Annotated in this window: 13 protein-coding genes; 9 read left to right on the forward strand and 4 right to left on the reverse strand. The window is 70.3% G+C overall.

Features of this window, described 5'->3' with window-relative positions; genetic code table 11:
* Positions 1 to 169 precede the first annotated feature (169 nt).
* Both JOD54_RS01000 and JOD54_RS01005 read left to right on the forward strand, forming a co-directional pair.
* Complete coding sequence (locus JOD54_RS01000; protein WP_204448737.1) at positions 170 to 1,237, forward strand: helix-turn-helix domain-containing protein; 1,068 nt, start codon at positions 170 to 172, stop codon at positions 1,235 to 1,237.
* Positions 1,238 to 1,474: 237 nt separating this feature from the next.
* Positions 1,475 to 1,780, forward strand: coding sequence for a PIN domain-containing protein (locus JOD54_RS01005; RefSeq protein WP_204448738.1), 306 nt, complete (start codon positions 1,475 to 1,477; stop codon positions 1,778 to 1,780).
* 47 nt (positions 1,781 to 1,827) lie between these two features.
* On the opposite strand, the gene JOD54_RS01010 is transcribed toward JOD54_RS01005, so the two are convergent.
* Positions 1,828 to 2,616 carry an SGNH/GDSL hydrolase family protein gene (locus JOD54_RS01010; protein WP_204448739.1) on the reverse strand — a complete coding sequence of 263 codons (789 nt, stop codon included), beginning with the start codon at positions 2,614 to 2,616 and terminating at the stop codon, positions 1,828 to 1,830.
* Positions 2,617 to 2,778: 162 nt separating this feature from the next.
* Between JOD54_RS01010 and JOD54_RS01015 the strand changes: the two genes are divergently transcribed.
* The 5 genes from JOD54_RS01015 to JOD54_RS01035 all read left to right on the forward strand — a co-directional run bounded on the left by JOD54_RS01015 (position 2,779) and on the right by JOD54_RS01035 (position 7,883).
* Positions 2,779 to 3,366, forward strand: a complete 588-nt coding sequence (locus JOD54_RS01015) for an SACE_7040 family transcriptional regulator (RefSeq protein ID WP_204448740.1) — start codon at positions 2,779 to 2,781, stop codon at positions 3,364 to 3,366.
* Between the two features lie 195 nt (positions 3,367 to 3,561).
* Positions 3,562 to 4,407, forward strand: coding sequence for an SAM-dependent methyltransferase (locus JOD54_RS01020; protein ID WP_239573241.1), 846 nt, complete (start codon positions 3,562 to 3,564; stop codon positions 4,405 to 4,407).
* Positions 4,408 to 4,418: 11 nt separating this feature from the next.
* Complete coding sequence (locus JOD54_RS01025; protein WP_204448741.1) at positions 4,419 to 6,473, forward strand: diguanylate cyclase domain-containing protein; 2,055 nt, start codon at positions 4,419 to 4,421, stop codon at positions 6,471 to 6,473.
* A 67-nt stretch (positions 6,474 to 6,540) separates the two neighbouring features.
* Complete coding sequence (locus tag JOD54_RS01030) at positions 6,541 to 7,038, forward strand: hypothetical protein (RefSeq protein WP_204448742.1); 498 nt, start codon at positions 6,541 to 6,543, stop codon at positions 7,036 to 7,038.
* A gap of 302 nt (positions 7,039 to 7,340) precedes the next feature.
* Positions 7,341 to 7,883: an NUDIX hydrolase gene (locus tag JOD54_RS01035; protein ID WP_204448743.1), complete on the forward strand. Its 543-nt coding sequence runs from the start codon at positions 7,341 to 7,343 to the stop codon at positions 7,881 to 7,883.
* Here JOD54_RS01035 and JOD54_RS01040 read toward each other — a convergent pair.
* Complete coding sequence (locus JOD54_RS01040) at positions 7,869 to 9,224, reverse strand: NsdA family TPR-like regulatory protein (protein WP_239573242.1); 1,356 nt, start codon at positions 9,222 to 9,224, stop codon at positions 7,869 to 7,871. The two genes, JOD54_RS01035 and JOD54_RS01040, sit on opposite strands and share 15 nt — an antisense overlap.
* 540 nt (positions 9,225 to 9,764) lie before the next feature.
* On the opposite strand from JOD54_RS01040, the gene JOD54_RS01045 reads away from it, so the two are divergent.
* Positions 9,765 to 10,076, forward strand: a complete 312-nt coding sequence (locus JOD54_RS01045; protein ID WP_204448744.1) for a hypothetical protein — start codon at positions 9,765 to 9,767, stop codon at positions 10,074 to 10,076.
* Positions 10,077 to 10,096: 20 nt separating this feature from the next.
* Here the strand turns inward: JOD54_RS01045 and metX are convergent, their stop codons facing one another.
* Positions 10,097 to 11,176, reverse strand: a complete 1,080-nt coding sequence (gene metX, locus JOD54_RS01050; RefSeq protein WP_204448745.1) for a homoserine O-acetyltransferase MetX — start codon at positions 11,174 to 11,176, stop codon at positions 10,097 to 10,099.
* Complete coding sequence (locus JOD54_RS01055) at positions 11,173 to 12,480, reverse strand: bifunctional o-acetylhomoserine/o-acetylserine sulfhydrylase (protein ID WP_204448746.1); 1,308 nt, start codon at positions 12,478 to 12,480, stop codon at positions 11,173 to 11,175. The genes metX and JOD54_RS01055 overlap by 4 nt, the downstream gene beginning before the upstream one ends.
* Before the next feature lie 143 nt (positions 12,481 to 12,623).
* Between JOD54_RS01055 and JOD54_RS01060 the strand changes: the two genes are divergently transcribed.
* On the forward strand, positions 12,624 to 13,493 hold the full coding sequence (locus tag JOD54_RS01060) for an SGNH/GDSL hydrolase family protein (protein ID WP_204448747.1): 870 nt from the start codon (positions 12,624 to 12,626) through the stop codon (positions 13,491 to 13,493).
* Positions 13,494 to 13,523: the final 30 nt, after the last annotated feature.

A 13,523-nucleotide genomic window follows, 5' to 3' on the forward strand; every position in this document is an offset into this window, starting at 1 on the left:
TAACCACACCACCGATGTTAGCGCTCGCTAACACGCGCGGTCCAGCGGAGGGCCGCCACCACCGGTGGTCGACCCGTCCATCGTCGGACGGCGAACCCAGGACCACCCGGCGCGGACACGAACGGAGGAGCCCTCTTGACTTGTGCGAATTTCGCACGAAAATGGGCGCATGGGCTGGTCGGAGGTCGGGGAGCGGGTACGGCAATGCCGCCTCGCGGCGAACCTGTCGCAAGACGACCTGGGACGGGCGGTCGGCCTCGAACGCAGCAAGATCGCCAAGGTCGAAGCGGGAGACCGAAGAGTAGACGCCATGGAGTTGGCCCGCCTGGCTGACGCGTTGGGCGTGCCGATGAGCCACTTCCTCACCTCACAGCCGCACGTGCTGTCCCAGCGCACACCGCTGACCGAGGACAGCGGCACGGAGACCGCCCGGCACCGGTACCGCGTCGAAGCGCAGATCTCCTCCTGGCTGCGGGACGTACGCCAGTTGATCGACCTTGGCGTGCTCCAACGGAGCAGGCCACTGTTCTACGGCGCGGCCGCCGCGACGCCGACCGAGGCCAGAGCTGCCGCGCTGTGGACCCGCGACCAACTGGGCTTGGGCGAAGAGCCCATCGACACGGTCATGGCGGTCTGCGAACAAGCCGGACAACTCATGTTGGTCACCGACCTGCCCGGGGACGGCGCATCGCTGATCGATGACGACATCGCGGTCGCGGTGGTCGGCCGCGCCCCTGAGCCGGGCAGGCGTCGAGCGACGGCGGCACACGAACTGGGCCACCTCGTGCTCGGCGACGCCTATTCCGCAGAACTCGGCCTCGCGACCGACCGCGAGCAGATCATCGACGCCTTCGCCGCCGAACTGCTCCTGCCCCGCAGCGTCGTCCGACGCGTGGACGGAGAGCCCCGGCGTGCCACCCTGACGAGGCTGGCGGCCACCTACCGGACGTCGTGGTCGCTAGCGGTCCGCCAAGCGATCTCCGCGGGCATCGCGTCACCAGCGGAGTTCGCAAGACTCTCAGCGGTGGCACCCACCAGAGCGGAACTGCGTGACGCGGTGGGCTGGGCCCCGCAACCGGACCTGGAGCACGTGCTGGTCCCGCCGAGCTTCGCGCACGCGGTGATGACAGCGTGGCAACGGGACATGATCACCTCCGCCCGCGCGGTGGAGCTGATGCACGGTCAGATCACCGAGGACGACCTACCGGCCAGGCCGGTCAGCTGGTCGGATGAGTGAGGCCACGGCGGGTTCGCGGTTGGTGATCGACGCGATGTGCTTGATCCACTTCGCCAGGGCGGACCGGCTGGACGTGCTCCGGGACCTGTTGATCGAGGACGATTGCACGACGACCTACGTCGTGTTGGACGAGCTGAACGATCGCAAGGCAGCACACAGCGAGCTGACGGAAGCGGAACTCGGCTGGCTGGCACCGCACCGCTTGGACTCCATCGCGGAACTCGAGGCGTTCATCCGGTGGTGGAGCGGACCGGTGCGAGCCAGAGGAACCGGGGCGAGGCGAGCGTCTTCGCGGCGGCCGAGATCCACAACCGGATCGCGATCACCGACGACCGGAACGCGACCCGCGTCGCCAGGCACTACGGACTCACCGTCCACGGCACCGTGTGGCTGCTGGCGAGGGCGTGCCGAACGGGGAAGCTGACCGTCTTCGGAGCGAGCGGCGTGGTGGACATGCTGCGCGATACCGGCATGCGCCTCCCGTGCACCGGGCCGGAGTTCGAGGAGTGGTGCCAGGCGCGCGGGCTGCTGCCGCCGACGTGAAACGGGCCGTCCCCCCGGTGGGGGGACGGCCCGCTCGATGAGGTGGGTCAGCCGGTGACGGCGCGCAGCGCTGTGTAGTAGCCGCTGGCCTGGCCTGCGACGTTGGGGTGGTAGGACTCCTCGACCGGCCAGGTGATGCTGTTGAGCCAGCGGGCGCCGGAGGCGCAGATCTCGTGGCCGGAGAACGAGGTGCGGGCGTCGACGTAGCTGAAGCCGAAGGCGGCGGCTCGGCCCGCGGTGACGGTGGACAGCACGTCGGCGGACTGGTTGATCGCGGCGCGCTTGGTCTCGCTGAGCCCGACCACGCAGGAGCCACCGGTCTTGTAGATGCGGGGGTAGCCGAGCACGACGACCTTGGCCGAGGGGGCGCGGTCGCGGATGGCCCGGTAGACGTTGTCGAGGCGGGTGGGCAGGGTCGTGCGGGCGAAGTTCTGCGCGGTCTGGTTGCGGCTCACGCAGGCCGAGTCGGAGCTCAGGTTGCACTCGGTCATGACGTTGGCGAAGCCGGCGTCGTTGCCGCCGATGGACACCGTCACCAGGGCAGTGTCGGCGGTGATCGCGCCGACCTGGCTGTTGAGCACGTCCTGGGTCACCGCGCCGGAGCAGGCGACGAAGGCGAAGGCGGAGGGCCCGTGGGCGTTGGCCCACAGCTGCGGGTAGGCGTTGGCGCTGCGCTTGCAGGAGCCGCTGCTGCCGTAGCTCCCGGCGCCGAGGCCGGAGGAGTAGGAGTCACCGAGGGCGACGTACTTGCCGACCGCGGCCGAGGCGGGGGTCGCGAGACCGATTGCCGCCAGTGCGGCGAGCAGGACCAGGGAGAGGGGCTTGGGGACACGCATGGCACAGCCTCCGGGGCAGGAGGGATTCCCGACAGGACCATCACTACCAGCAACAACGCGAACACGGAACTGCTCGGTAACTTGTTCCCGCTTACCAGTTGGCCCGCCGCGCCCGGTTAGTGGCCGCTAACCCCCTACGCACCCCTGCCATACGATGTAACCGTGTCACCTGCAGCGGAGCCCGTCGCCGACAAGCCGAGCAGGCGGGAGCAGATCCTCGCCGCGGCGGCCGAGCTGTTCGCAAGACACGGGTTCCACGGGGTGGGGATCGACGACATCGGCTCGGCCGTCGGCATCTCCGGCCCGGCGCTCTACCGGCACTTCCGGTCCAAGGACGCCATGCTCGGCGAGATGCTCACCGCGATCAGCGAGGTGCTGCTCGACGGCGGCCAGGCCAGGATCGGCGCCGGGGGCTCGGCGGGGGCGGTGCTGGAGGACCTGGTGCGCTTCCACGTCGACTTCGCGCTGGACAACCCGGCGCTGATCACCGTGCAGGAGCGCAACCTGGGCAACCTGACCGACCCGGACCGGCGCAAGGTGCGCGGGCTGCAGCGCCGCTACGTCGAGCTGTGGGTCGAGGTCATCCGCGGCGCGGTCCCGGCGACCGAGGAGCCCTCCGCGCGGGCCGCGGCGCACGCGGTCTTCGGCTTGATCAACTCCACCCCGCACTCGCGGCACCTGGACAGGGCGCAGATGGCCGACCTGCTCGCTGGCATGGCGCTCGGCGCCCTCGGGCACGGCCCCCGATAAGTCCGGGGTCCCTCCCCGATAACTCGAATAGGTCCAGACCAGTTGCCCGCACGGGCACGGTCGGGTGCACGTGCGGACGCCGCCGCCACAGCCGAACGTCCCGGTCAGCGCACGACGTTCGGCTCCTGTCGCGCACTCTCGCGGGGTGAGTAACCTTCCGATCACCGAGCGAAAAGACCGACGTGGACTAGACCGATGGGACGGGGCGACGTGAGCGTGCCTGGCATGGGCCGGTCGGACGCGACCAGTTGGGTACCGGACGGGATCGACCTGGAACGACCGAGCGCCGCCCGGCTCTACGACTACCTGCTCGGCGGGGCGCACAACTTCGCCCACGACCGGGAGCTGGCGGAGCGGTTCATCAAGGCGCAGCCCAACGCCAGGGAGATCGCCAGGCACAACCGCTCGTTCCTGCGCCGCTCGGTGCTGTTCATGGTCGAGCGCGGCGTGCGCCAGTTCCTCGACCTCGGCTCGGGCATCCCGACCGTGGGCAACGTGCACGAGATCGCCCAGACCGCCGACCCCGGCGCCAAGGTGGTCTACGTGGACTACGAGGAGGTCGCCTACGCGCACAGCACGCTGATGCTGGTCGACAACCCGCTGGCCACCATCGTGCAGGCGGACCTGACCCGCCCCGACGACATCCTCGACGCGCCGCAGACCCGCGAACTGCTCGACTTCGACCAGCCGATCGGGTTGCTGATGGCGGGCGTGTTCCACTTCGTGCCCCCCGGCAAGGACCCGGGGCGGCTGGTCGCGCACTACCGCGACGCCATCCCGGTCGGGTCGTACCTGGCGTTCTCCCAGTTCACCAGGGACCTGATGCCCTCGGAGATGGACCGCATCGTCGAGGTGATGAAGTCGAGCCGGGACCCGATGTACCCGCGCTCGCACGCCGAGATCACCGCGCTGTTCGCCGGGTTCGACCTGGTGGAGCCGGGGATCGTGCCGACAGCGAAGTGGCGGCCGGACCCGGGCTTCGACGACGGCGGTGACCCGGACCGGGCGGGCATCTACGCGGGCGTCGGACGCAAGCACTGACGCCGTGAACCATGTCTGAACCGCCGCCCGACCCGGAAGGCGACCAAGCGGAGCTCGTCGCGCCCTGGTTGCGCGTGGTCGCCGCCACCGCTTACGTCCCGCGGTCGTCCACCGAGGTGCGCGGCCTGCTCACCGCGCTGCTCGACCGCCTCACCACCGCGCTCACCGCCGACCCGCCCGACGTCGCGGCCGGGCTGCGGGTCGGCGAGCTGATGGTCGAGGGCGCCCTGACCGGCGAGACCACGCTGGAGGGCTCGCTCGGGGTGCTCGCCGACGGGTTCGCGGTCGCCGGGTACGGGGCGCGGCCGGTGGCGGCCCTGCTCGGCTACGTCGCCGCCGGGTACGCCGCCGCGCTGCGCAAGCGGACGCTGGCGCAGCAGGAGAACATGAAGCTGGCGCTGCTGACCGCCAAGCAGCGCGCCGAACGCGACCGCAGGGCCACCGAGAACCGGTTCCGCGAGGTGTTCGACGCCTCCGCGGTGGGCATCGCGATCACCGAACTGGACGGGACCTTCGTCGAGACGAACCCGGCGCTGGCCACGATCCTGGGTCGACCGACCGAGGACCTGCGCGGGCGCACCCTGGCCGAGTTCATCGCCGACGACGACGAGCCGCCGCTGGTGGTCGGCGAGGCCGACCGGCGCCGGGTGGTCAGACCCGGCGGCGACACCGCGTGGGTCTACCTGACGACGTCGATGCTGCGCGACGACAGCGGGGTCGCGCGCTACCGGGTGACGATGGTGCAGGACCTGTCCGAGCTGCAGCTGCTGGGCAACCAGCTCAGCCACCAGAGCCTGCACGACGCGCTGACCGGCCTGCCGAACCGGCTGCACTTCGAGTCGCGGTTGGAGGCCATGCACGCGCAGACCCCGCCGCACCGCCCGTTCACCCTGCTCTGCCTGGACCTGGACGCGTTCTCGCTGGTGAACACCACCTACGGGCACGCGACCGGCGACCGGGTGCTGCGGACCACCGCCAACCGGCTCACCGCCGCGGTCGCGGGCAAGGAGGCGCTGGTCGCCAGGATCGGCGGCGACGAGTTCGCGGTGCTCATCGCCCACGACACGCAGGCGCCACCGGTGTCCACCCTGGTCGGCGCGCTGACCGCGGAACTGGCCGAACCGGACTACGACGCGGGCGTCGGCCTCGCGGTCAGCGCCACCGTCGGCGCCGTGCGCTGCACCCCGGCGGAGATGACGAGCGCGGAGATGTTCCGGGCCGCCGACGCCGCCCACCAGCACGCCCGCTCGCTGGGCCGCCACCAGTGGGCCGAGTTCGACGGGCACGCCGACCGGGCGACCCGCAAGGTCGGCACGCTGGCCACCGGGCTGCCCGCGGCCTGGGAGAACGGCGAGCTGCGGGTCGCCTACCAACCGGTGGTGCGGCTGGCCGACCTGGTCCAGGTGCGCGTGCGGGCCCTGGTGCACCTGCCGACCGACCGCGACACCGCCGAACTCGCCGAGTCGACCGGCCTGTCGGTGCCGCTGGGCCCGTGGCTGCTGACGCAGTCGGGCACGCACCTGGACCGGTGGCTGTCGCTGTTCGGCCCGGTCGCCGACGAGGGCGAGGCGGTGCACCGGGTGCTGCTGTCGGCGCTGCAGTCGGCCGACGCGGACCTGTCGGCGACGGTGAACGACGTGCTGAGCGCGACCGGCGCCCCGGCCGGGTCGCTGGAGATCGGCCTGGACACCCGCGCGGTATTGACCTGCCGGGGCGACGCGCAGGACAACCTGCGCACGCTCAGCGACATCGGCGTGGTCACCGCACTGCACGGGTTCACCGGTGGACCGCGCGAGGTCGCGATGGTGGAGCGCTTCAGCGTGCGCACCGTCGTGCTGTCGGACCCGTTCGAGGGCTGGCGACCGGACTGGCTGCCGCGCGAGGCGGTCCCGGTGCGGGCCACGCTGGAGCTGATCGCGGCCCTGCGCTCCGTCGGCGCGTCGGTGGGGGTGCTCGGCGTGCGCGACCACGCGGAGGCCACCTGGTGGGCCGAACAGGGCGTCCGAACGGCCGAGGGCCAGGCGTTCGGCCGTCCGGGTGGCGTCGCGGACGTCACCGGGCGATGACCGCTCGCCGCCAACTGAGCGAATCGAGCACGGGTGATCTCCCCGCGCGAGCGCCCGCTGTTGCAGGATGAGGGACGTGGACGAGTCCGACCCGGCGCGCACGCGGCGCCTCACCGAGGCCGCCGCGGGCGCGTTGGCCGCCATGCGCGCCGGTGAGGACGACGGCGCCCTCGACCGGGTCGCCGCCGCCGTCCGCTCCACCCCCAACAGCCACGTCGACGCCCGCGAGCTCATGCTGATGCTGTTCCACGAGTGCAGCGCCATGGTCTCCGCCCTGGGCTCCGGCGGCACCACCCCCGTCAAGATGCAGGTCTACGACGACGACGGCCACGAAGTCCCCATCGACGAAGCCGACCCTCCCGTCCGAACAGCCGTCCGCACCCTCCTGGCCCAAGTCCACGGCGACACCGACGGGGCGAAGGCGCAGATCGAGATCGCCCTGACCAACGCGGCCCCTGAGGAGATGGCGACGCTGATGGTGCAGGCGCTTCGCTGGACCCTGCGTCTGTCGGACGAGTGCTTGAGCCGAGGGCTACCGGTGCCAGCGTGGGTACGGGAGACCTGACGGGCTTATCGCACGGCGGTCGCGCTCATCCTGGTCGGCGGGTCTCGTGGAATCGGTACCTGTCGCCACGTTTCCCCGCGGAGTTGTCCACAACGGTCTCGCCCATCCACAGGTCAGTCGAGAACCCCTTGACAGGAAGGGGAAAGCAGTAGGCTGGAAGCGGGTGGCCCCCGGGTGGGTGGGAGTCTGCCGTCCGCCAGGGTGGATGTCGACGGGAGCTGTCGACGGGGTGATCGTCGGCGGGTGCTTGTCGCGGGCGCTTGTCGCGGGTGCGCAGGTCGTGGTGGAGTAGCGTCGCCGGGGTGAGAGATCAGCCGTCGCGATGGACGATCCACGAGGAGCGGCTCGTGGACGACACCCGCAGGCTGCACGTGGCGATCGCGCACGTGGAACTGCCGGACGGGGTGCGGTTCGAGCAGTACGTGCTGCGGATGCCCAGGGCGAGCATGACCGTGGTCCTCGACGATGACGGCGACCGGGTGTTGATGATCTACCGGCACCGGTTCATCCCCGACCGCTGGACCTGGGAACTTCCCGGCGGTTACGTCGACCCGGCCGAGGACCCCGCTCGTGCGGCCGCTCGGGAGGTCGAGGAGGAAACCGGCTGGCGACCCCGGTCCATCCGTCTGCTCACCAGCTTCCAACCCTTGGCGGGCACGGCCGACTTCGAAAACCTCGTGTACCTCGCCGAGGGAGCCGTGGACACCGGGAACGCGCCGGACATCAACGAAGCCGCCCGCGTCGAGTGGCTGCCGCTGGCCGAGGTCCGGGACATGATCAGTCGCGGCGAGATCATCGGGGCCGGGGCACAACTCGGGTTGATGTTCGCCTTAGCGAGCGGGTAGCGGGATCGCGGAGGCCCGCATCCGCTTGAACAGGTCGGACACCGTCGCGCTCCTCCGGTACCGGTTGAGCCTGCGACCGACATCGGCCAGGTAGGCGACAGTGCGGACCGATCGCACACTGCCCGCCAGGTCGACCGCAGCCGCCGCTGTCGCGCACGCCTCCTCGACCCGAGCTTGGTCGGCCAACGCCGAAGCCAACACCGACAGGTTGAACAGCCTGCCCCGGTCGTACCCGGCCGACATGCGCAGCGACTCCCGCGCGTACCTCTCGGACTCCACCGGCTGCCCAAGATCGCGGAAGCAGTGGGCGGACTTGGCCGCGAGGTACGCCGAATCGAAATAGGTCAACCAATCCGGCCGGTCCCGTGATTCCGCGGCGGCCAGGGCTCGTTCGGCATGCCCGAGGGCGCCGAGGCAGGCACTCCGATGCCCCTGCAGGGCGTATCCGTGGGCCGTCATGACCGCGGCCTCCGACTCCAGGGCAGCCAAACCGGAGCGTGCCGCGAGGGACTGGGCCGCCAACCCCAGGTCAACCGCGATGACACCTGACCGGAAGAACGCGGCTTGGTGACTCATACCGGCCAACATCTCGGCGGACAGCGCGTCATCGTCAACCTGCTGGCACAGTCGGAGTGCTTGTTTGAGGTGTTTACCGCCGGTGTCAGCATCGCCTGTGTCATAAGCCATCCAGCCGGCGAGTTGATTCAGCTCCGCGACGGCGGCGTGCAAGCTCACGCGAACCGAATCCGTTGCTCGCGCGGTCCGGAGCAGTGGTGCGACCTGGGAGGTCAGGTAGTCGGTCACCGCGGATCGCGCGTGCCCGCCACCAAATCGGTTGTCCAGGCTGCGGAACGTCCGAGTCATGTCGCGGATCATCGTGACCTCCGTCGGAACGACCGACTTCCTGGGGGTGGCTGCCGCGACGGGCGCTGAGAACCACCCGAACCCGGAAGCGGTCAACCCGATGACCTTGAACAACTCTCGTCGACGCACGTCGTCCTCTCTCTCGTAGCCCAAGGCCACGCTAGAGGCAGGCGCACTTGCCGAATATGCACCGAGTGGTTGTTCCGAGAAACGGAACCACAGGTGTTGCTCGGGGATCCGGAGCACCCGCGCCCAGAGTTCGAGCTTGTAGAGGTCGTAGACCGCCGACCTTGCCCTCTCAATCCTGCTCACCTGCCCCTGGGTCATCGACAGCCAGTTGCCGATGCGGCCCTGTGTGAGCACCGGGCGGTGTTCATAGCGGTAGGCGTACAGGACCTGGCCGAAATGCCGCCCGCGGAAGGCGTCCTGGATCGCAGGTCGTCGCCAGAACTCATCCGGCAACTCGGGCGGGGTCATCGCTGTAGCTATACGCCTGCCGCAAGGACTGCACATGGCGGTGCGGTTGTAGCTGGCCAGGCGTGCACCGCAACTGACGCACGACCTGCCCTCGATCTGAGTGCCCACTCAACCACTGTAGCCAGCAAGAGCGGCTACAAGCTGCGGATATGCGTCGCACGCATATCTCAACTCACCTGCTCGTGGAGCCCGGACCGCCGAGTTCCGATGGTGGAAACAGACGTCGAAGGAGCTGGCATGACTGAACACCCCGGACGAACAGGTTCACGGGTCGACGGAGTCCGTCCGATGATTCACGTTCCCTACATCACGAAGTGGAGTACCGAGGTACCGCTCCGCGCCAACCTGATCCGTCAGCACGGTGGCGGGCTGGCCTACACGGACGAGGGAGCCAACGACCGCGACTCACACGGTGCTTTGTGGGTTCGGATGTCCTCCTCACCGGGAGAGGGGCGTCCTGACTTCGGAATCGTCCACACACCCCGGCAGCGCCGTGCGATGCGAGAACTGCTGTGCCAGGTGTGCGGCGGAGGTGCGGACGTGGCAGACGATGGGGTGCTGTGGCTGCTCAAAGATCACCGCGGCGACTGGCCCGGCTGGCCCGACGGCATGGGGGTCACAGAACCACCGGTGTGCTCGACCTGCGTGGATCTGTCAACCCGAGCCTGCCCTGCGCTACGCAGGGGGTACGCGCTAATCCGCGCCAAGACCTGTCCGATCGCCGGTGTTCTCGGGATCAAGCCGAGGGGGCAGAGCGGCCCAGAACTCGTCCCCTTCGGCGACCCGCGCATATCCGGGGTCCTCGCGCTCGAACTGATCCGCGAACTGAGTCAGTGCACAATCCTCAACTAGTAGCCGCGTGACGACACTTGCTAGAGGAGTTCCTTGAGCAGGGCCGACAACTGGCTTGTCTCGGTGAGGAAGCCGTCGTGGCCGGAAGGGGATGTTATTACTCTCAGGCCGTCCGCGGTGGGGATGTGGGTGGCCAGGACTTCTTGCTGCGCCAAGGGGTAGAGGCGGTCGCTGTCCACTCCGGCCACTACGGTGCGGGCGGTTACGCGGGACAGGGCCGCTTCCACGCCGCCTCTGCCTTTGCCCACGTCGTGGCCGTTCATGGCTTCGGTGAGCAGGATGTAGCTGGCGGCGTCGAAGCGGTGGGCGAGTTTCGCGGCGTGGTGGTCCAAATAGGACTCGACAGAGAACCGCCCATCCGGCTGCACATCCCGGCCGAAGCGGGTGGCCAGTTCGGGTTCGCTGCGGTAGGTCACGTGGGCGATGCGGCGGGCAACGCCCAGGCCGTCCCAGGGGCCGGTGGGGGTGTCGTGGTAGTCGCCGCCTTGCCAGCCGGGGTCGGCGCGGATGGCGTGCAGTTGGGGGCTGGCCCAGGCGATCTGCTCGGCCGAGGCGGCGGCGGGGCAGGCGAGCAGCAGCAGCGCGGCGACCCGGTCGGGGGTCGCGACCGCCCACTCCAGGGCGCGCATGCCGCCCATCGACCCGCCGAGCACCGCGGCCCAGCGGGTGATCCCCAGCGCGTCCGCGAGGGCGACCTCGGCGGCCACCTGTTCCCGGATCCCCACCGACGGGAAGCGGCTACCCCAAGCCCGCCCGTCCGGTGCGGTGGACGCGGGCCCGGTCGTCCCCTGGCAGCCGCCCAAGACGTTGGGGCACACCACGAAGTACCGGTCGGTGTCGACCGCGCGGCCGGGGCCGATCAGCCCGTCCCACCACCCCGGCGTGGGGTGGCCGGGACCGGCGGGGCCGACAACGTGGCTGTCGCCGGTCAGCGCGTGCTCCACCAGGACGGCGTTGGACCCGCCCGGCGCGAGTGTTCCCCATGTCTCGTAAGCGATCCGCGCCCCGGGGACGGGCCCTTCCAGCTGGACCCACCGGCGGCCGCCGAGGGGGTCCCCCTCCCGCCACGCACCGGTGGCGGGAGGGGGAGCCGTGCTCACAGTTCGGCCTTGGCGGCCCGGAAGCCCGCCTCCAGGTCGGCCTTGAGGTCCTCGACGTTCTCGATGCCGATCGACAGCCGGACCAGGCCGGGGGTGACCCCGGAGGACAGCTGCTCCTCCTCGACCAGCTGGCTGTGCGTGGTGCTGGCCGGGTGCACGATCAGGCTGCGCACGTCGCCGATGTTGACCAGCTGGCTGAACAGCTCGGTGCCGTCGACGAACTTGCGGCCCGCCTCGACGCCGCCGCGCAGGTCGAACGAGACGATCGCGCCCGCGCCGCGCGGCAGGTACTTCTGCGCCGAGGCGTGGAACGGGCTCGACGGCAGACCGGCGTAGTAGACCTTCTCGACCTCGTCGCGCTGCTCGAGCCACTCGGCGATCGCCTGCGCGTTGGCCACGTGCCGCTCGATGCGCAGCGACAGGGTCTCGATGCCCTGCAGGATCAGGAAAGCGCTGAACGGCGAGATCGCCGCACCGGTGTCGCGCAGGCCCTGGATGCGGGCCTTGGCGGCGTAGGCGCCCGGGCCGAGGGCCTCCCAGTACTTGAGGCCGTGGTAGCTCGGGTCCGGCTCGTTGAAGCCGGGGAAGCGGGCCGGGTCCTTGCCGAAGTCGAAGGTGCCGCCGTCGACGAGCACGCCCGCGATGGTGGTGCCGTGGCCGCCCAGGTACTTGGTGGCGGAGTGGACCACGATGTCGGCGCCGTGCTCGATCGGGCGCAGCAGGTACGGGGTGGGCACGGTGTTGTCCACGACCAGCGGCACGCCGACCTCGTGCGCCACGTCGGCGACGGTGCGGATGTCGAGGACGTTGCTGCCCGGGTTGGCCAGCGTCTCGGCGAAGAACGCCTTGGTGTTGGGCCGCGCCGCCGCGCGCCACTGCTCGGGGTCGTCCTGGTTGTCCACGAAGCTGACCTCGATGCCGAGCTTGGGCAGCGTGTAGTGGAACAGGTTGTACGTGCCGCCGTAGAGCGACGGGCTGGACACGATGTGGTCGCCAGCCTCGGCCAGGTTGAGGATGGCCGCGGTGGTGGCCGCCGAGCCGGAGGCGAAGGCGAGACCGGCGACGCCGCCCTCCAGCGCCGCGACGCGCTGCTCGAGCACGTCCTGGGTCGGGTTCATGATCCGGGTGTAGATGTTGCCCGGCTCGGCGAGGGCGAACAGGTCGGCGCCGTGCTGGCTGTCGCGGAAGACGTAGGAGGTGGTCTGGTAGATCGGGGTCGCCCTGGCACCGGTGGCCGGGTCCGGCGCGGCGCCTGCGTGCACCTGCTTGGTCTCGAACGACCAGGCGGCGGCGGGGTCGGTCATGTGCGGTCTCCTCGGGGTGCTCGTCTGGCGGACAGCCGTACGGAGGAAGCTAGCTGCGCCGACCGGATCACCGGCAGACCGTCCACAGTCTGGAATATCCGAAACGGTTGCCGATTCCACCCGCTCGGGTGAGGATCGGGATCATGCGCGCCGCTGCCCTGGCTCTGACGCTCTTGTTGGTCGGTGCCGCCGCTACTCCTGCGACGGCAACTGCCTATAGGCCAAGCTTCCAGCACTACGTCGCACTCGGCGACTCTTACGCCGCAGGCCCCGGAATCCCGGACCAGAACGGAACTCCGCCCGGTTGTGGACGTTCCTCAGCGAACTACGCGGGCAAGCTGGCCCGGTGGCTGCGCGTCGCCCGCTTCACCGATGTCTCCTGCGGCGGCGCGACCACTGTGCACATGACCCGCCCACAAACGGTGCAAGATGGGCAGAACCCACCGCAGCTGGACGCGTTGAAGCCCGACACCGACCTGGTGACGATCACCATCGGCGGCAACGACATGGGGTTCGGCGAGATCCTGGGCACCTGTGCCCAACTCGGCGCGCAGGACCCGGCTGGCGCGCCGTGCCGCGAGCACTACACCGCGGGCGGTGGTGACGAACTGCTCGACCGGATCGCCCGCGCGGGCACGCTGGTGGACCGGGTGCTGGCGCAGATCCGCGAACGGTCCCCGCGCGCGACCGTCATCGTGGTCGGGTACCTGCGGATCCTGCCGCCGACCAAGGGCTGCTGGCCGCAGGTGCCGTTCGCCGCCGGGGACACCGCGTACTTCGACCGCACCGAGAAGGCGCTCAACCAGGCGCTCGGCGAGCGGGCCAGGGCGGCGGGCGCGCGGTTCGTGAACCCGTACCTGTTCTCGATCACCCACGACGCCTGCCAGCCGGAGCACCGCCGCTGGGTCGAGCCGCTGCGCCCGGCGGCGCCGTCGGTGCCGATGCACCCGAACGAGGCGGGCATGGCCGCCGTGGCCGGGCTGACCTGGCTCTCGGCGGCCACCGTCCGCTGAGGAGTCCACAGTCGACCGGCGCGGGCGGCT

The sequence above is a fragment of the Actinokineospora baliensis genome (assembly GCF_016907695.1).
Lineage (GTDB): Bacteria > Actinomycetota > Actinomycetes > Mycobacteriales > Pseudonocardiaceae > Actinokineospora > Actinokineospora baliensis.

Coding starts and splice junctions, on each gene's coding strand:
- JOD54_RS01060 (WP_204448747.1), top strand. CDS start 12,624: ATGCGCGCCGCTGCCCTGGCTCTGACGCTCTTGTTGGTCGGTGCCGCC.
- JOD54_RS01025 (WP_204448741.1), top strand. CDS start 4,419: ATGTCTGAACCGCCGCCCGACCCGGAAGGCGACCAAGCGGAGCTCGTC.
- JOD54_RS01000 (WP_204448737.1), top strand. CDS start 170: ATGGGCTGGTCGGAGGTCGGGGAGCGGGTACGGCAATGCCGCCTCGCG.
- JOD54_RS01040 (WP_239573242.1), bottom strand. CDS start 9,224: ATGACCCCGCCCGAGTTGCCGGATGAGTTCTGGCGACGACCTGCGATC.
- JOD54_RS01010 (WP_204448739.1), bottom strand. CDS start 2,616: ATGCGTGTCCCCAAGCCCCTCTCCCTGGTCCTGCTCGCCGCACTGGCG.
- JOD54_RS01055 (WP_204448746.1), bottom strand. CDS start 12,480: ATGACCGACCCCGCCGCCGCCTGGTCGTTCGAGACCAAGCAGGTGCAC.
- JOD54_RS01030 (WP_204448742.1), top strand. CDS start 6,541: ATGAGGGACGTGGACGAGTCCGACCCGGCGCGCACGCGGCGCCTCACC.
- JOD54_RS01020 (WP_239573241.1), top strand. CDS start 3,562: ATGGGACGGGGCGACGTGAGCGTGCCTGGCATGGGCCGGTCGGACGCG.